This is a genomic window from Kaistia sp. SLG-1 (assembly GCF_059699055.1).
The window spans coordinates 2,380,079-2,397,560 of record NZ_AP048544.1 but is presented as its reverse complement, the minus strand read 5'-3'; the positions used below and the strand labels follow the sequence as shown (position 1 = coordinate 2,397,560).

Here is a 17,482-nt window from a genome sequence, read left to right as displayed (position 1 = left end):
GCTGGGGCCGATAAGCAAAGGCCGCGGCGGCGCGTGATGTTCAGGCAACAGCCCCATCACGGCTCCCCGACCTCCGGCGTCACCGGGACCGAGGCGGCCATGTTTGCAACCCGTGTGCGAAAAAACGCGTCGATGGCGCGGGTGATGGCGACGGCTGTTTTCTCGCGCCATTCGGGCGAAGTCAGCAGCTTTTCATCTTCCGCGTTCGAGAGATAGCCGAGTTCTACCAAGGCAGACGGAACGTCCGGAGCCTTCAGAACCATGAAGCCGGCCTGCTGGTGCGCGCGCTTGAACAGCCGCACGTTCGGCTTCAGCTCCTTGATCACGTTGCGCGCGAAAACGGTGGCGAAATTCTTGGTTTCGCGCCGCGCCAGGTCGATCAGGATATCGGAAACCTCGTTGGTGTCCTCCGGCACATCGACGCCGGCGAGGATGTCGGACTTGTTTTCCGATTCCGCGATCTGGGCCGCCATCTGGTCGGAGGCGCGTTCCGAGAGCGTGTAGACGGTGGCGCCGCGAATATCGCCGCCGGAGAACGAATCCGCGTGGATCGAGACGAACAGGTCGGCATGCTTCTGCCGCGCGAACTGCACGCGACCGCGCAGCGGCAGGAAGGTGTCGTCGGTGCGGGTCAGGATGATCTCGTAGCGGTCGTTCGCCTCGAGCTTCTCCTTCAAGACCTGCGCGAAGGCCAGCACCACGGTCTTCTCGAGCGTGCCCGACTTGCCGATGGCGCCCGAATCGATGCCGCCATGGCCGGGATCGAGCACGATGCGCAGCTTGCCGTCGTTCGGCGCGGGACCGGGGATCGCCTCCGGCTTCTGGGCCGGACCCTTGCCGTCGCGGTCGCGCGAGACACGCAGCGTCTCGAGGAAGGCGGTGCGCGTGCTCTTGACGAGGTCGACGACGACGCGCGCGGGCTGGCCCTTCTCCGCCGGCAGGACGAAGGCCTTGTCGATCGCGACCGGGCCGGTGGCATCGAGGACGATGCGCGACTTGCCGGCCGAGATCAGGCCGTAGCGGAAGGCGGAGACCAGGCCCTTGCCGGTCTTGCCGGTATCGGTGGGAAGCTCGAAATGCGTCTCCGGCAGGTCGACGACGACACGGTAGGGCTCGTCGAGCATGAAGACGGAAAGCGCTGCCGGACCGGAGAGATCCATGACGAAGCGGGTGCGCGACCCGTCTCCGACGACGCGCGCTTCCCGCGCCACGACCGGCCCGGAGGCGACCGGGGCCACCGAAGATGGAGAGGTATCCGTCGCGGCATCCGGAGCGGCCGGATCCTGCGCGGCGCTGCCGCGAATGGCCGGGACGTCGACGGGAGCGGTGACAGCGGGAGCCGTGGCGTCAGGCGCGACCGCCTCGTCGCCGAGCGCGAGCCGCGCGGAATCGGGCGACTGGGCGGCTGACAACAGCGTGGATGACAGCAAAAGGATACTCGCGGCGACAAGCCGTCCGGCCCCTCGCCTGCTGTTTCGCCAACCCTTTTGATCGGCGGTCACGCGTTTGTCTGCCTGCATCTGCTCGTGTCGTCCGGTGCCAGCCCCACCTTGCCCCGATATCCGGCTGTTTAGACGATTAGGCCGCAATGGTTAAGAGCCGATAACCAGAGTGCGTACAAGCTTAGCCTATCCACACCCGTTCCGTCCGAAAGGATCGCTCGCCGCCCTGCCCGCTCCGGTGCGCGCGCCCCAATATCCTTGCCAAGAATCGCCGCCTTCCATAAAAGGAGATCACGGAATTCATCCTCCGGCTGGTTTGCCGCCTTACGTGGCGTGATCGGCCTGACACGGAGGGGACGCTGCGGATCGATCGGCTGGCTTTCCAGCCCATGCGAACCAGGTACGTCCCGGTCGTTTCGGTGCACGGCCAGAGGATGGGGACAGGGATCCGGCGCGTGCAGCTCTCCTGATATTCAGAGCGCACGATGCGGGAACCTGCCGTCCGGCGACCGAGCGGTGCGCAAGCGCCGACGGTCGAGTTCCCGGCGGGGCTTGCTCCGGCGGTATATTCTTCAAGAGGCTCAAAGCGCGTACCCATGTTTTTGCCGACCCCCGACCGTCACGCCAACCTTGAACCGGCCATCGCCGGTCGCGGGGCGTCGACGGTGCTGGCGCAGGCGCGCGCACGTTCACTTTTCCCCCATCACGGTCCGCTCGCGACCAACACGGCATCGGCGCATGGCGCCGGCCGGAGATTTGCGCGGACGGGCCATGGAGAGTTCCCAATATGGCAAACAAGATGCTCATCGATGCCACCCACCCGGAGGAGACCCGGGTCGTGGTGGTGCGCGGCAATCGGGTCGAGGAATTCGACTTCGAATCCGCGAGCCGGAAGCAGCTGCGCGGCAACATCTATCTAGCCAAGGTCACCCGCGTCGAACCTTCGCTGCAGGCGGCCTTCGTCGAATATGGCGGCAATCGCCATGGCTTCCTCGCCTTCTCGGAAATCCATCCCGACTACTATCAGATCCCGGTCGCCGACCGTCAGGCCCTGATCGAGGCCGAGGAGCAGGAAGAGCGCGAGGCTGAAGAGCGCGCCGCCGCCAAGGCCCGGAACGGCCGCCGCCGCGGCAGCAATCGTTCGGCCGCCGCCAAGGCCGCCGACGAGGCGCGCACCGGCGAGGTCCAGTCGGACGACGCCCATGGCGACGAGGCTCACGGCGAAGAGACCCACGGCGAAGAGACCAACCACGACGAGGCGAATGGCGACGACACCGGCGCCCGCGCCGAGCACCATGATGACGCCGGCCACGGCGACGACCATCATGACGATCGTCACGCCGAGGACGACCAGGACGCACCGCACGGCGAGGACAATGCACCGGCCGAGGTTTCCGCGTCGGACGATCATCACGACGACCACCATTCCGAACTTGACGCGCCTCCCTCCGACCACAGCGTCGAGGAAATCGGCGGCGACGAGGAACATGAAGAAGACGCCGTCGACACCGTCGGCGCCGAGGACGCGCTCGAGGAGCTGCCCGAGCGGCGCCGCGCCCGCGCGCGCCAGTACAAGATCCAGGAAGTGATCAAGCGCCGCCAGGTGCTGCTGGTCCAGGTCGTCAAGGAAGAGCGCGGCAACAAGGGCGCGGCTCTCACCACCTATCTGTCGCTCGCCGGCCGCTATTCGGTGCTGATGCCGAACACGGCGCGTGGCGGCGGTATTTCGCGCAAGATCACCAACACCGCCGATCGCAAGCGCCTCAAGGAAGTCGCCGCCGATCTGGAGGTGCCGGAGGGCATGGGCGTCATCCTTCGGACCGCCGGTGCGACCCGCACCAAGGCCGAGGTGAAGCGCGACTTCGAATATCTGCTGCGTCTCTGGGAGAACGTCCGCGAGCTGACGCTGCGCTCGGCCGCCCCGACCCTCGTCTATGAGGAAGGCAGCCTGATCAAGCGGTCGATCCGCGATCTCTACAACAAGGACATCGACGAGGTTCTCGTCGCCGGCGACGACGGCTATCGCGAGGCCAAGGACTTCATGCGCATGCTCATGCCGAGCCATGCCAAGAACGTCCAGCCCTACCGCGAGAGCCAGCCGATCTTCGCCCGCACCGGCATCGAGGCGCAGCTCGACGCGATGTTCTCGCCGCAGGTGACGCTGAAGTCCGGCGGCTACATCGTCATCAACCAGACCGAGGCGCTCGTCGCGATCGACGTGAACTCGGGCCGGTCGACGCGCGAGCACAACATCGAGGACACCGCCTACCAGACCAACCTGGAGGCCGCCGAAGAGGTGGCGCGCCAGCTCCGCCTGCGCGATCTCGCCGGCCTGATCGTCGTCGACTTCATCGACATGGAGGAGAAGCGCAACAACCGGGCAGTCGAGCGCAAGCTCAAGGACGCGCTGAAGAACGACCGCGCCCGCATCCAGGTCGGCCGGATCTCGCATTTCGGCCTGCTCGAAATGTCGCGCCAGCGCCTGCGCACCGGCGTCGTCGAGAGCTCGGTCGAGACCTGCCCGCACTGCCACGGCACCGGCTATGTCCGCGCGCCGGCTTCGGTGGCGCTGCACGTCCTGCGTTCGCTCGAGGACAACCTGCTCAAGAGCGCCACGCATAATCTGACGATCCGCACCAAGACGGTCGTCGCGCTCTACATCCTCAACCAGAAGCGCAACCATCTGGCCGAGATCGAGGCGCGCTTCGGCATCGCCATCACCGTTCTCGCCGACGAGACCGTCAACTCCGCCCAGCATTACATGCTCGAGCGCGGCGAGCCGGTCGCGCCGCGCGACGCGCCGCTGGTCGCGGCCCCCTCGCCCATCGTCCATCCCGATACGATCTATCCGGAAGACGAGGAGATCGAGGACGAGGCCGTTGCCGATGAGGCCGAGGCCGAGACGGAAGCCGCTGGCGACAGCTCGACCGAAGCGGCTCGCGCCGATGAAGGCGGACGCCGCAAGCGCCGTCGTCGTCGGCGGCGGCGGGGTGGCGAGGCTGGTGCTGCCGGCCAGGACGCCGCATCCGGCGAGCATGGCGACGAGGACGAGGACGGCGAAGGCGCCGAAGCCTCCGAGGCGGGGGACGCCGACGTCGCTGGCGAACAGGCATCCGATGATGCCGCCGAGGCGGATGGCGAAGGCCAGGACCATGACGAAAACGGCGAGCCGCGCCGTCGCCGTCGTCGCGGCCGTCGCGGTGGCCGTCGCGGCCGTCGTGGCGCCGAGGGCGAAGGCTCCGAGGGCGAAGGTTCGGAAGAAGGCCAGACGCTGGAGCTCGACGAGACTGGCGAAGTCCTCTCCGAGGGCTATGTCGAGGTCGAGGACCAGGGCATTCGCGATGTCGAGCCGGAAGACGCCGGCGATCGGCTGATCGCGGCCGACATCCCGGTCGCCGACATCGGCGACATGAACGAGCCCTTCCTGGACGAGATCCGCGACGAGCCGGAACTCGAAATGCCGGAAATCGGCGACAACGAGGACGACGCCCCGGCCGAGGAGCGCCCGAGCTTCACGGTGATCACCGAGGATACAATCGCCGCCGAGGAAGCCGCCGAAGCGGATGAAACGGCACGCGAGCCCGTCGCGGTCGAGCCGGTGGCGGCGCAGGCCGAGCCGGCGCCGAAGGTCGAAGCCGAGCCGCAGCCCGAGGACGATCGTCCGAAGCGCGGCGGCTGGTGGCAGCGCCGGTCGTTCTTCTAAGAAGGGCGATATCGGAACATGAAATGGAAAAGGCCCGGCATCTGCCGGGCCTTTTCTTTTTGGCTGAGCCCTTGGGGCCTGGATCCGTCGAGCGATCAGACCGCGACGGAGAGACGGACGGCGAGGTTGGCGCGGGTCGCTTCCGAATAGGGGCAGACGACATGCGCCTTGGCGACGAGGTCCTCGCCGGCGGCCTTGTCGAAGCCCGGAAGCGCGACGACGAGCGCCACGTCGAGCGAGAAGCCGGTGCCGTCGGCGCGCGGGCCGATGCCGACCTCGGCCGTCACCGTGGTGCCCTCCGGCAGCGCCACCTTCTCCTTGCCGGCGACGAAACGCAGCGCGCTCAGGAAGCAGGCGGAATAGCCGGCGGCGAAGAGCTGCTCCGGATTGGTGCCGGGACCGTCATTGCCGCCGAGCGGCTTCGGCACGCTCAGCTGCAGGTCGAGCCGGCCATCGGCGCTGGTGCTGCGGCCGTCGCGGCCGCCGCCGGTGGAGGTGGCGGCGGTGGAATAAAGTATCGTCATGTCCTGGCTCCTGGATGCGGCAGCGCTTTGGCGCTTCGATGCATGGCCGCTTGCGTCGCGGCGATGCATTAAATCGCATACGATCTAATCGCTGACGATGCATAATTTCGCATGGCCGGCATGCAGCCTTCTCGCTTCCGCTTCAATCGCTCACGATCTATCTTGACGGGTTTAGGGAGCCGAAAGGGCCTTTCAGGGGAGATGCGCGTGATGGCGGAAACCACGGCGGCGGCAGCCGCGCTCGATCTCGACCGCATGCTCTGCTTCGCGATCTATTCGGCCAATGGCGCCTTCAACCGCGCCTACCGGCCGCTGCTCGACAAGCTCGGCCTCACATATCCGCAATATCTCGTGCTCCTCACCCTTCGCGAGCATGGCGACCAGACGGTGGGCGAGATCGGCGCGCGCATCTTCCTCGAATCGAACACGCTGACGCCGCTCCTGAAGCGGCTGGAGGCGGCCGGCCATCTGGTCCGCCGCCGCGATACCGCCGACGAGCGGCAAGTGCGGGTCGCCCTCACCGACCAGGGACGGTCGCTGCTCGGCGATGCCTGCGCGGTGACGAAGTCGCTCGGATCCGGCCTCGGGATCACGCAAACGCAGGCGCTCGAGCTCCGCGACAGCATCGCCGCGCTGCGCGACGCGCTGACCGCGCAGGGACGCGCCGACACAGGCCGCGACGGATGAGCGCAAAACGGGGCGCATTCTCCCCTTCGAGCCATTCCAGCCTTTGACTTGCCTGCGCCACGGCGGCATAAGCAGGGCAACGAGATTTCGAGAAGAGGTCACAAATGGGCTGGTTCCTGACCGAGCTGTTCACCTGGTGGAACGGCCAGACCATGGGCACGCGCTGGTACACCCGCCGCAAGGGCGAGAAGGTCGGCACCGACGAGTTCGGCAACACCTATTACCGCACGCCGGACCGCGATCGCACCGCCGGCGGTTTCGCCGAGCGGCGCTGGGTCATCTACAACGGCTATGCCGACGCCTCGACGATCCCGACCGGCTGGCACGGCTGGATCCACCACCGCGTCGAGACGCCGCCGTCGCAGCAGAGCTACACGCCGCGCAGCTGGCAGCGGCCGCACAAGCCGAACGGCACCGGCTCCGCCGCCGCCTACCGCCCCAAGGGCTCGATCGTCGGCGCCGACCAGCGTCCGCGCTCGACCGGCGACTACGAGGCCTGGACGCCCTAGGCGCATCGCCGGCCCGCAGGTTGATTTCGAGAGCCCTCCCCGCGGAGGGCTCTTTTGTTTTTGGGCGGCGCCCTCACCCTCGGCCTGAGGAGGCCTTCGCGCAACAACATGCCGAGGAGGCCCGACGGGCCGTCGAAGCGCGCAGAGAGATCTTGCCATCGATGCGCAGCTCGGGCCGTGCCAGCCTTGGCCGTCATCCCGGCGAAGGCCGGGATCCAGATCCTCCGTGGCCACAAGGCCAGGCCAAGGTGTCTAGTCCAAGCTCCTTGGCCGGTGTTCATGGGCCCCGGCCTCCGCCGGGGCGACGGAGCCTTGCCCATCTGCAAGCTCTCCTCCAGTGTCTGGTCCGTGCGGGGGACGCGCTCCTTTCACCTCTCCCTGAGGGAGAGGTCGACGGCCAAAGGCCGGCGGGTGAGGGTTTACGGCTTTGCCGGATAGTTCCCTAAACCCTCACCCGGAGCTTCGCTCCGACCTCTCCCTCAGGGAGAGGTGAAGAAGTGGCGCCCGGTGCAACCCTCCTCAGTGAGTAGCCCACACGAAACACCCCGGCCGATTCGGCCTCCGCCGAAACAACCTGCAATCGCGTTCAGACCCCGGACGGCGGCTTTCCGCCGTTTCGCGTTTCGCAAGGTCCGGGCTGCCACAGGGGCGGCGAATCTCCGGATCTGTGGAGATTGAGGATAAGGCGGGGATCATTTCCGTTGCGTCAGGATCGTCACAACGCCGTCGCATCCGGGGGCTTCGCGACGCAAGGCTTTGTTAACCTTGCAACTCCCGCGATTTCCCTGGGGCTCGGCCCCGCGCTACGCGACCTCCGCCGGAATTTGCAACCCCAAATCCAGATATAGCCGGCTTTGAAATGGGCACCACTATTCCTTGACGGTTTCGTCGGACTCGGAATAGCTTCCGGCTGAGAGTTGGAATGCGCTCTGGGTCGCTCGGCCCAGATTTTCCAGGACATTGTCGGCAGCATCAGCATGCGGCGGAAGGGTAGACTCCCTCCCCGTTTGATCGCCTTATTGTGTCCGCGGTGTGAGTGCGCACCCCCTGACTTTTGGGTGTGTAAATACTATATTTAGAGTCTCAGCGTATCTTGAGCACAAGATGATGGATGGATAGAACCCATCCGCGTGTAAGGCGTTGGGCAAGGGACAGAGCGGGCGCGATAGCGCCGGCCGGGACGCGCTTGAAGCGCGCCACCAAAAAGCAAGGGGCTTGAGACGATGCGGATCGAACGGCGCTACACCACAGCAGGCCAGTCAGCCTATGCCGGGATCGAGTTCCGAACGACCAAGAGCGAGATCCGCAATCCCGACGGCTCGATCGTCTTCAGCCTCGAGGGCATCGCCGTGCCCGCGACCTGGAGCCAGGTCGCCAGCGACATCATCGCCCAGAAATATTTCCGCAAGGCCGGCGTCCCGGCGCGGCTGAAGCGCGTCGAGGAGAACGACGTCCCGTCCTTCCTCTGGCGCTCGGTCGCCGACGAGAAGGCGCTGGCAAGCCTCCCCGAGAAAGAGCGCTTCACCGGCGAGATCGATTCGCGCCAGGTGTTCGACCGTCTTGCCGGCACCTGGACCTACTGGGGCTGGAAGGGCGGCTATTTCGATACCGAGGAAGACGCCCAGGCCTTCTTCGACGAGCACCGCTTCATGCTGGCGACCCAGAAGGTGGCGCCGAACTCCCCGCAGTGGTTCAACACCGGCCTGCACTGGGCCTATGGCATCGACGGCCCGAGCCAGGGCCATTTCTACGTCGACTTCAAGACCGGCAAGCTGGTGAAGTCGAAGACCGCCTATGAGCACCCGCAGCCGCATGCCTGCTTCATCCAGTCCGTCTCCGACGACCTGGTGAACGAGGGCGGCATCATGGACCTCTGGGTCCGCGAGGCGCGCCTGTTCAAGTACGGCTCCGGCACCGGCTCCAACTTCTCGGCGCTCCGCGGCGAAGGCGAAAAGCTTTCCGGCGGCGGCAAGTCGTCGGGCCTGATGAGCTTCCTGAAGATCGGCGACCGCGCGGCGGGCGCCATCAAGTCGGGCGGCACGACGCGCCGCGCCGCCAAGATGGTGGTCGTCAACGCCGACCATCCCGACATCGAGAAGTACATCAACTGGAAGGTGCACGAGGAGCAGAAGGTCGCCGCCCTCGTCACCGGCTCGAAGATCAACGCGCAGCACTTGAAGGCCATCATGAAGGCCTGCGTGAACTGCGAGGGCTCGGGCGACGATTGCTACGACCCGGCCAAGAACCCGGCCCTGAAGCGCGAGATCCGCGCCGCCAAGAAGGCGCTGGTGCCGCAGAACTACGTCCTGCGCGTCATCCAGTTCGCCAAGCAGGGCTACACCGACATCGAGTTCCCGACCTACAACACCGACTGGGACTCGGAAGCCTACCTCACCGTCTCCGGCCAGAACTCCAACAACTCCGTCTCGATCACCGACGATTTCCTCCGCGCGGTGGAGGATGATGGGGACTGGCAGCTGATCCGCCGCACCGACGGCAAGGTCGCCAAGACGCTGAAGGCCAGGGACCTCTGGGAGCAGATCGGCCACGCCGCCTGGGCTTCCGCCGATCCGGGCCTGCACTTCAACACGACGATGAACGAGTGGCACACCAGCCCGGCGTCTGGCCGCATCAACGCGTCCAATCCCTGCTCGGAATACATGTTCCTCGATGACACGGCCTGCAACCTCGCCTCGCTGAACCTTCTGCAGTTCCGCAACGAGGACAAGTCCTTCGATGTCGAGCGCTACGAGCATGCCTGCCGGCTCTGGACCGTCGTGCTCGAAATCTCCGTGCTGATGGCGCAGTTCCCGTCCAAGGAAATTGCCGAGCTCTCCTACGAGTTCCGCACGCTCGGCCTCGGCTACGCCAATATCGGCGGCCTGCTGATGACCGCCGGCATCCCGTATGACTCGGCCGAGGGCCGCGCCATCTGCGGCGCGTTGACGGCGATCATGACCGGCACGGCCTATGCCACCTCGGCCGAGATGGCCAAGGAGCTCGGCCCCTTCCCCGGCTTCGCCAAGAACCGAGAGCCCATGCTGCGCGTCATCCGCAACCATCGCCGCGCGGCGCATGCCGAAACCGCTGGCTATGAGGGCCTGTCGGTCCTGCCGGTGCCGCTCGACCACGGCTCGCTCAAGGATGCCCGCCTCGGCGAGCATGCCAAGGCCGCCTGGGACAAGGCGCTGGCGCTTGGCGAGCAGCACGGCTACCGCAACGCCCAGGCGACGGTGATCGCGCCGACCGGCACGATCGGCCTGGTCATGGACTGCGACACGACGGGCATCGAGCCGGACTTCGCGCTGGTGAAGTTCAAGAAGCTCGCCGGCGGCGGCTACTTCAAGATCATCAACCGCGCCGTGCCGGAGGCGCTCCAGACGCTCGGCTATGCCGAGCACCAGATCGCCGAGATCGAGGCCTACGCCGTCGGCCACGCCTCGCTGCGCCAGGCGCCGGGCGTCAACCACACGACGCTGAAGGCCAAGGGCTTCACCGACGAGGTTCTGGAGAAGCTGGAGGCGAGCCTCGCCTCCGCCTTCGACATCAAGTTCGTCTTCAACAAGTGGGCGCTCGGCGAGGACTTCCTGAAGGGCCTCGGCTTCACCGAGGCGCAGCTGAACGACCCGGCCTTCGAGATCCTGCCGGCGCTCGGCTTCTCCAAGAAGGACATCGAGGCCGCCAACGTGCATGTCTGCGGCGCGATGACGCTCGAGGGCGCCCCGCACCTGAAGACCGAGCACTACGCCGTGTTCGATTGCGCCAATCCCTGCGGCAAGCTCGGCAAGCGCTACCTCTCGGTCGAGAGCCACATCCGCATGATGGCGGCGGCGCAGCCCTTCATCTCGGGCGCCATCTCCAAGACGATCAACATGCCGAACGACGCGACCGTCGAGGACGCGAAGAACGCCTACATGCTGTCGTGGAAGCTGGCGCTGAAGGCGAACGCGCTCTACCGCGACGGCTCCAAGCTGTCGCAGCCGCTGAACTCGCAGCTCCTCGCCGATGACGAGGACGACGCCGAGGACGCGGTCGAGGCGCTGGTCGCCAAGACACCGGCGGCGCGCGCCGAGCAGATCGCCGAGCGCATCGTCGAGCGGATCATCGAGCGCGAGGTCCGCAAGCGGGAGAAGATGCCGGATCGCCGCACGGGCTACACCCAGAAGGCGAATGTCGGCGGCCACAAGGTCTACCTGCACACCGGCGAATATCGCGACGGCCGCCTCGGCGAGATCTTCATCGACATGCACAAGGAAGGCGCCGCCTTCCGTGCGATGATGAACAACTTCGCCATCGCCATCTCGCTCGGCCTGCAATACGGCGTGCCTCTGGAAGAATATGTCGAGGCCTTCGTGTTCACCCGCTTCGAGCCGGCGGGCCTCGTCACCGGCAACGAGGCGATCAAGAACGCGACCTCGATCCTCGACTACGTGTTCCGCGAGCTCGCCGTCTCCTATCTCGGCCGCAACGACCTGGCGCATGTCGTCCCCGACGACAACAACGCCACGACGCTCGGCGGCGGCGACCAGCCGACCGGCCGGCCTGCCCCGGTGAGCCACGGCCTCGTCCGCGGCAAGACCGAGCGCTTCAAGCTGGTCGACCGCGCCGGGGAATCGAAGGGCGCAGCGACGGCTCCCACCGCCACCGGCTCGACCGTGACGGCGCTGCGCACGACGAGCGTCGGCGGCGCGGCCGCCACCGCCTTCAAGCGCGACGTCGCCACCGAGGCGGAGCTCGCTATCGGCCACGCCGAGCCGGCCTCGGCCCAGCCGAAGCCGAAGGCGGCCGAACAAGTCGCGATCGCGCGGATGAAGGGCTACGAGGGCGAAAGCTGCACCGAATGCGGCAACTTCACCATGGTCCGCAACGGCACCTGCCTGAAGTGCGACACCTGCGGCAATACGAGCGGCTGCTCGTAACTAGTTTTTCTGGAAGTTAGGGCCGGCAGAAATGCCGGCCCTTCTTTTATGGCCAAGTCACAAAGATAGAAGCTGGAAACCACGACCCACATGGCGAAGAAACATGCACGCATGGCAATCGCATATGACTTCGATGGAACGCTCGCTCCCGGCAATATGCAGGAACATCAGTTCCTTCCGGACATAGGTATAAAGCCGGCCGTTTTCTGGGCGGAGGTTAAACGCCTCACGCAGGAGCACCAAGCTGACGAAGTGCTAGTGTACATGAACTTGATGTTGAAGAAGGCTAATGCGGCGAATGTCCCCGTGCGCCGCGAAAACTTCAAGGCCCACGGCGAGCAAATTAAGCTCTTCGACGGGGTGATTGAATGGTTTGACCGAATTACCGAGTACGCGCGAGCGCAAGAAGTTCGTGTCGACCATGTTTTGATTTCCTCTGGCAATGCCGAGATATTTGCCGGGACGCCGATCGCATCTAAGTTTTCTCAAGTATATGCTTCGAAGTTCATCTTTAATCAAAACGGCGTCGCTGACTGGCCTGCATTGGCCGTTAACTACACAACAAAAACCCAATACCTATTCCGCATCAACAAAGATGCTCACGACCTGAGTGAAAACTCGGAAGTGAACCGGTTCGTAGCCAAACAGGATCGGCCAGTTCCGTTCGAGAACATGATCTTCATAGGCGACGGATCAACTGACATACCTTGCTTCCGGCTGGTCAAGGAGCAGGGCGGATTGTCGATTGCGGTATACAGGCCGCATACCAGCGGCGCCAAATCGAAAGCTGAGCAATACAAGAATGACGGGCGCGTTCATTGCGTGTCCCCGGCAAATTATGATGCTGGAAGCAGAATAGACAGAATTGTAAAGGCGCAGATCGACCTGGTTGCGACACGCTCCGCCGCTCAGCACGTCCGGGCGGACGATTAGCTGCAAAGAGCGCCTGCACGAAAGCAACCGCAGGGCCTTCTAGTACAGTCGAACCAAACTCGCCGTCATCCGGGCTTGACCCGGGATCCATCCAGCCGGAGCGTCGATCGCGACGAAGAACCCGGCTGCATGGATCCCCGCCTTCGCGGGGATGACGACAGAGCGTGCGGTTCGGGCAAAGCGCGGGCGGGGCGGGGCCCCGCCCCTACCACGACACGTTCAGCCCGATCCTTCCGCCGACCTTGCCTTCGTCGGCGCCGATGGCGAGGCCGCCGTTGAAGGTGACGTTGTTGTTGATGCGGAAGGCGCCGGCGAGGCCGAAGGCGCCGTCGTCCTCGAACTGGGCGAAATTGCCGGCGAGCGCGAAATTGTGCCCCTGCTCGATGATCGGAACCGGCAGCGCGCCGATCACCGCGGCGGCGCGGCTGGTCTCTTTGGCCGAGGCGAAGGCCTGGTCGATCCGCTCGGCGAGGTCCGTCTGGCCGAAGACCGGGCCGTTCTCGGTCTGGCGCGCGGTCTCGCCGGTATCGACCCGAACGCAGGTTTCGGTGCCCGGGATATATTGATAGCCGGGGCCGAACGTGTTGCAGACGCGCACATATTCCACCGGCGCGGCGCGCACGGGGACAGGCGCTACGGCGAGGAGGACGGCGGCGCCGAGGATCGTGATCCTGATGGCCATGCTGCTGCCCGCCCTACCAGGAGAGGTTGAAGCCGACGCGGCCGCCGACCTTGCCCTGGTCGGCACCGACCGCGAGGCCGCCGTTGAAGGTCAGATGGCTGTTGACGCGGAAGGCGCCGGCGAGGCCGAAGGCGCCGTCGCTGTCGAACTGGGCGAAATTGCCGGCCAGCGCGAAATTGTGGTTCTTCTCGATGATCGGCACCGGCAGCGAGCTCATCACCGCCACGCCCTCATTCGCCTCGTCGATCGCGTCGAAGGCCTGGTCGACGCGGGAGGCCAGCTCCGTCTTGCCGAAGACCGGCCCGTTCTCGGTGTTCTTCGCCGTCTCGCCGGTCGCCACCTTGACGCAGGTGTCGGTGCCCGGGATGTACTGGTAGCCAACACCGAACGAATTGCAGACCCGGACATATTCGATCGCGGCCCGGGCGGGCGCAGGCATAGCGAGAGCGCTCGCCGCGACGAGCGTCGCGGCGCCAATGGCCGAAATCTTCATGTTGTGCCCCTACAGAAGCGCTGCGACGCCGCCGGGCCCCGCCTTACGCAGCGCGAGACTAGCGCCGCAATTTCCTTTCCAACAAGATCGCCTGCCATCCCATAAGGCTGCCATTCATCATTCCTTTACCGTGTTGCAGCTTTGCAACCGATCGCACCCAAGCCCGATCGGCGCGCGCCATGGTTCGGCCGAGGCATGTCGGCCGGGCCTCTCCTTGCCTGGGCGGCGATGTGCCCCTATCTTGTGGGCATATCGCCAGAAGCGCGGAGGTTTCCATGGCTCACACGCAAGCGCTCGACATCGTTGGCGGCGAGAGCGCGCTCGGGCTTTCGATCCGCAGCGGGCGCGACCTGATCGCGGCCGTCCGGCATGGCTTGCCGGTCCAGGCGGTCGAGCATGTGCTCGACAGCGGGCGGATGACGCTGGCCGAGCTGGATCTCGTCGTCCTGCCGCGAAAAACGCTGTCGCACCGCCGCAAGATCGGCACGCTCACCGCCGACCAGTCCGACCGGCTGATGCGCGCCGCCCGCGTCATCGCGGCGGCGGAAGACACGTTCGGCTCGAAGGAGAAGGCGGCCTCATGGCTGCGCCGGCCGACGACGGCGCTCGACGACGAGACGCCGCTGTCGCTGCTCGACACGTCGGAAGGCGCGCTGCAGGTCGAGACTTTACTCGGCCGGATCAACCACGGCATCGCGGCGTGATGGGCCACTTCCCTCGCCTCGCGGCGTGCCGCGCTTGATCGCCTGGCGCATCAGCCGCGCTCCCTATGCCGATCTCTCGGGCACGGGGGCTCGGCTCTATGGCGGGCGCTGGAACTCACCGGGACGGACGCTGATCTATGCGGCCGAGACGGCGGCACTCGCCGTGCTCGAGGTTCGCGTCCATCTCGACCTGACGCCCGACCTGCTGCCGGACGATTATGTGCTGACCGGCATCGCCGTCGACGGCCTCGCGGTCGAGACGGTCGATACGCTGCCGGAGGCCCCGCAGGCGACGGGCGACGCCTGGCTGGCCGAGGCGCGGACGCCGATCCTGCGCGTGCCCTCCTTCATCGTGCCGGAGAGTTCGAACCTGCTGATCAACCCCGCCCATCCCGACGCGGCGGGGCTGAGGGTGGAAAGCCAGCGGCCGTTTCGCTTCGACGCCCGGCTCTGGCAGCCCTGAGGGCTCACAATTGCGACGACAGCCGGCCCTCGCGCTGCGGCGCGCGGATGAATTCTTCCACCAGCTCGGGCGTCCACTCCACATATTCGACGAGCGTGCCGTCGGCGTGGCGGGCATAGAGGAAGCGCCCGGTCGGCGACGCCGCCGCCGCTTGCGTGATCGTCGCGCCGGCCTGCTCCAGCCGGCGCTGCGCCTCGTCGAGATCCCGAACGATCCACGGACCATGGCTGTCGCGGATCGGCGCCAGCGCCGCGTCGGTGCCGCCGACGATGAACGTGTCGCCGATGCCGATCAGGTCCCACTCGCCGAAGCGGAAGTTCAGATGCGGCTCGGCGCCGTGCAGCGCCCGGAACGTTGCCAGCGCGCTCTCGGCATCGTTGGTGAAGACGCGGGCGTAGGTCTTTAGGATCATGGGATTTTCCTGATTTTCGACGTCGCGACGGAAGCCTGAATGATTCTTAGTGATCACTAAACAACCTGAACTTGACGGAAGGGGTCAAGGGATATTTAGTGATCGCTATGGAACTTCGGGAAAAATCACGCGGCGGGCGGCCGCGCAGCTTTGATCGCGATCGTGCGCTCGACATCGCCATGCGGCTGTTCTGGCGGCATGGCTATGAGGGCGTCTCGATCGGCGAGCTAACGCGCGCGCTCGGCATCGCGCCGCCCAGCCTCTACGCCGCCTTCGGCAGCAAGGCCGAGCTCTATGCGGAAGCGCTCGGCCGCTACGAGGCGCTGTCGACCGTCGGCCTGCCCGAGGCCGGCGAGGCGGAGACGCTGGAGGACGCCGTCCGGCAGCTGCTGGAGGCGAGCGTATCCGCCGTCACCCATCCGGCCGGCGAGCTCGGCTGCATGATCTCCACCGGCATGATCTTCGCCAATCCCGAGCACGAGGGCGTGGCGCGCATCGTGGCGGAGCGGCGGGATCGCTATCGCGAGGCGATCGTCCGCGCCCTCGCCCCCTGGACAGGCGAGGCGGAAGCGCCGGCGCTCGCCCGCTATCTCATCGCCGTGATGCAGGGCCTTTCCGTGCAGGCGCGCGACGGCGCCAGCGCCGGGGAACTCGCTGCCATCGTCGAGCAAGTGCTGGCGGGGCTCATGGCCCGGCGGCTCGCCGGTGCCTAAGGCGGGAGCAGCCCCCTTTTCAGGAACGCCCGGATTTCACCTCTCCCCGAGAAGACCTTCGCGCAACCCTGTCCAACCGACATGCAGCGCCCGATCTCCAACATCCTGAGGTGCCCGAGCGCAGCTCGGGCCTCGAAGGACGCACGGTCTCTATGCAGCTTTTCGACTGCACGACCGCTCTGCGTGCTTCGAGACGGCCCTTCGGGCCTCCTCAGCATGATGGGGATTGCGTTCTGCAGCAGTCTCCAGAGCGAGGAGCAAGAAAGCATCCCCCTCCTCCGCCTGAACTCAGTCCGCCGCGCGGATTGCCTCGATCTTGTCCATGCCGCCGACCTTGTCGGCGAATTGCTGCCAGACCGGATGCGCGCCGGCTTCCCAGGCCGGGCGGTCCTCCGGCTGGATGACATGGCCGCCATTCTCCAGCGCCAGCTCGATCGAGGCGCCCTCGTCGGCGACGATCAGCGCGTCGAAATAGGCGGCGCCCGCCTGCGCTGCCTGCTGGAAGACTTCCTTCTCCTTGTCGCTGAGGCCGTTCCAGAAGGGCGCCGCGAACATCACGACGCCGGAGGCCCAGATGTGGCCGGTCTCGGTCAGCCAGGGCACGACCTCGTAGAGTTTGAAGCCGGCATAGGCGGATTTGGTCAGGTCCATGGCGTCGACGACGCCGGTCGCCAGCGCGTTGTAGGTCTCGGGGATCGGGATCGCCGCCGGATTGGCGCCGAGCGCCGACCAGAGCGCGGTATGCAACGGGCTCTGCAGGACGCGGATGCGCTTGCCGGCGAGCTGCTCGGGAACGGTAATCGCCTCCTTGGCGAGCAGGTGGCGGGCGCCGTAGTTGATGTAGTCGGCGACGATGAACTGCTGCGCGGCGAATTTCTGCTTCAGTTCGGCGCCGAGATCGCCGTCGAGCACGCGGTTCAGGTGGTTGCCGTCGCGAAAAATGAACGGCAGGTCGAGGATCTGCGCCTCCGGCACCCAGCCGGAAAGCGCCGAGACGGTCGAGAGCGAAGCCTGGATCGAGCCGAGGCGGAGCCCCTCGGCCACCTCCTTCTCACCGCCGAGCGCCGCGTTCTGGACGATGTTGAAGCGGAAGGCGCCGGGAAGCTCGGCCTCGACGCGATCGCGGATGTTCTGCCAGATCATCGTCTCCGGCTTGTCGGGGCCGAGCAGAGACGCGACGGTCAGTGTCCGCACTGCCGCCTCGGCCCGGCCGATCAGCGCGGGAGCCGCGAGCGCCGCGGTGCCGGCGAGCGTTGCGGATCGGAGGAACTGGCGGCGGTTGAAGACGGACATGGCGG

General features: G+C 66.1%; 14 protein-coding genes. 8 read left to right on the top strand and 6 right to left on the bottom strand.

The window, feature by feature from the left end; all coding sequences use genetic code 11:
- Positions 1-56: 56 nt before the first annotated feature.
- Positions 57-1,430 carry an N-acetylmuramoyl-L-alanine amidase gene (locus AC6HZP_RS10770; RefSeq protein ID WP_497526550.1) on the bottom strand — a complete coding sequence of 458 codons (1,374 nt, stop codon included), beginning with the start codon at positions 1,428-1,430 and terminating at the stop codon, positions 57-59.
- Between the two features lie 799 nt (positions 1,431-2,229).
- Between AC6HZP_RS10770 and AC6HZP_RS10765 the strand changes: the two genes are divergently transcribed.
- Positions 2,230-5,145, top strand: a complete 2,916-nt coding sequence (locus tag AC6HZP_RS10765; protein WP_497526549.1) for an Rne/Rng family ribonuclease — start codon at positions 2,230-2,232, stop codon at positions 5,143-5,145.
- A 95-nt stretch (positions 5,146-5,240) separates the two neighbouring features.
- On the opposite strand, the gene AC6HZP_RS10760 is transcribed toward AC6HZP_RS10765, so the two are convergent.
- On the bottom strand, positions 5,241-5,669 hold the full coding sequence (locus AC6HZP_RS10760; protein WP_497526548.1) for an organic hydroperoxide resistance protein: 429 nt from the start codon (positions 5,667-5,669) through the stop codon (positions 5,241-5,243).
- Between the two features lie 210 nt (positions 5,670-5,879).
- Here AC6HZP_RS10760 and AC6HZP_RS10755 point away from each other — a divergent pair, with 210 nt between their 5' ends.
- The 4 genes from AC6HZP_RS10755 to AC6HZP_RS10740 all read left to right on the top strand — a co-directional run bounded on the left by AC6HZP_RS10755 (position 5,880) and on the right by AC6HZP_RS10740 (position 12,717).
- Positions 5,880-6,356, top strand: a complete 477-nt coding sequence (locus tag AC6HZP_RS10755; protein ID WP_497526547.1) for a MarR family winged helix-turn-helix transcriptional regulator — start codon at positions 5,880-5,882, stop codon at positions 6,354-6,356.
- A gap of 104 nt (positions 6,357-6,460) precedes the next feature.
- Entirely contained in the window at positions 6,461-6,865 is a 405-nt protein-coding gene (locus AC6HZP_RS10750) for an NADH:ubiquinone oxidoreductase subunit NDUFA12 (protein ID WP_497526546.1), read from the top strand.
- A gap of 1,223 nt (positions 6,866-8,088) precedes the next feature.
- Positions 8,089-11,784 (top strand): vitamin B12-dependent ribonucleotide reductase, encoded by a 3,696-nt coding sequence (locus AC6HZP_RS10745; RefSeq protein WP_497526545.1) that lies wholly within the window; start codon positions 8,089-8,091, stop codon positions 11,782-11,784.
- Positions 11,785-11,874: 90 nt separating this feature from the next.
- The gene (locus AC6HZP_RS10740; protein ID WP_497526544.1) at positions 11,875-12,717 is read left to right on the top strand and encodes an HAD family hydrolase; all 843 of its coding nucleotides are present in this window, start codon (positions 11,875-11,877) and stop codon (positions 12,715-12,717) included.
- A 205-nt stretch (positions 12,718-12,922) separates the two neighbouring features.
- Here AC6HZP_RS10740 and AC6HZP_RS10735 read toward each other — a convergent pair whose 3' ends face one another.
- Complete coding sequence (locus AC6HZP_RS10735; RefSeq protein ID WP_497526543.1) at positions 12,923-13,399, bottom strand: porin; 477 nt, start codon at positions 13,397-13,399, stop codon at positions 12,923-12,925.
- A gap of 13 nt (positions 13,400-13,412) precedes the next feature.
- The gene (locus AC6HZP_RS10730; protein ID WP_497526542.1) at positions 13,413-13,892 is read right to left on the bottom strand and encodes a porin; all 480 of its coding nucleotides are present in this window, start codon (positions 13,890-13,892) and stop codon (positions 13,413-13,415) included.
- Positions 13,893-14,167: 275 nt separating this feature from the next.
- Here AC6HZP_RS10730 and AC6HZP_RS10725 point away from each other — a divergent pair, with 275 nt between their 5' ends.
- Positions 14,168-14,596 carry an Xre family toxin-antitoxin system antitoxin gene (locus AC6HZP_RS10725; RefSeq protein ID WP_201403548.1) on the top strand — a complete coding sequence of 143 codons (429 nt, stop codon included), beginning with the start codon at positions 14,168-14,170 and terminating at the stop codon, positions 14,594-14,596.
- 25 nt (positions 14,597-14,621) lie between these two features.
- The gene (locus AC6HZP_RS10720; RefSeq protein ID WP_497526541.1) at positions 14,622-15,059 is read left to right on the top strand and encodes an RES family NAD+ phosphorylase; all 438 of its coding nucleotides are present in this window, start codon (positions 14,622-14,624) and stop codon (positions 15,057-15,059) included.
- Positions 15,060-15,063: 4 nt separating this feature from the next.
- Here the strand turns inward: AC6HZP_RS10720 and AC6HZP_RS10715 are convergent, their stop codons facing one another.
- The gene (locus tag AC6HZP_RS10715) at positions 15,064-15,471 is read right to left on the bottom strand and encodes a VOC family protein (RefSeq protein WP_497526540.1); all 408 of its coding nucleotides are present in this window, start codon (positions 15,469-15,471) and stop codon (positions 15,064-15,066) included.
- Positions 15,472-15,578: 107 nt separating this feature from the next.
- Between AC6HZP_RS10715 and AC6HZP_RS10710 the strand changes: the two genes are divergently transcribed.
- Positions 15,579-16,184, top strand: a complete 606-nt coding sequence (locus AC6HZP_RS10710) for a TetR/AcrR family transcriptional regulator (protein ID WP_497526539.1) — start codon at positions 15,579-15,581, stop codon at positions 16,182-16,184.
- A 288-nt stretch (positions 16,185-16,472) separates the two neighbouring features.
- Here AC6HZP_RS10710 and AC6HZP_RS10705 read toward each other — a convergent pair whose 3' ends face one another.
- Positions 16,473-17,477 (bottom strand): TRAP transporter substrate-binding protein, encoded by a 1,005-nt coding sequence (locus tag AC6HZP_RS10705; RefSeq protein WP_497526538.1) that lies wholly within the window; start codon positions 17,475-17,477, stop codon positions 16,473-16,475.
- Positions 17,478-17,482 lie beyond the last annotated feature (5 nt).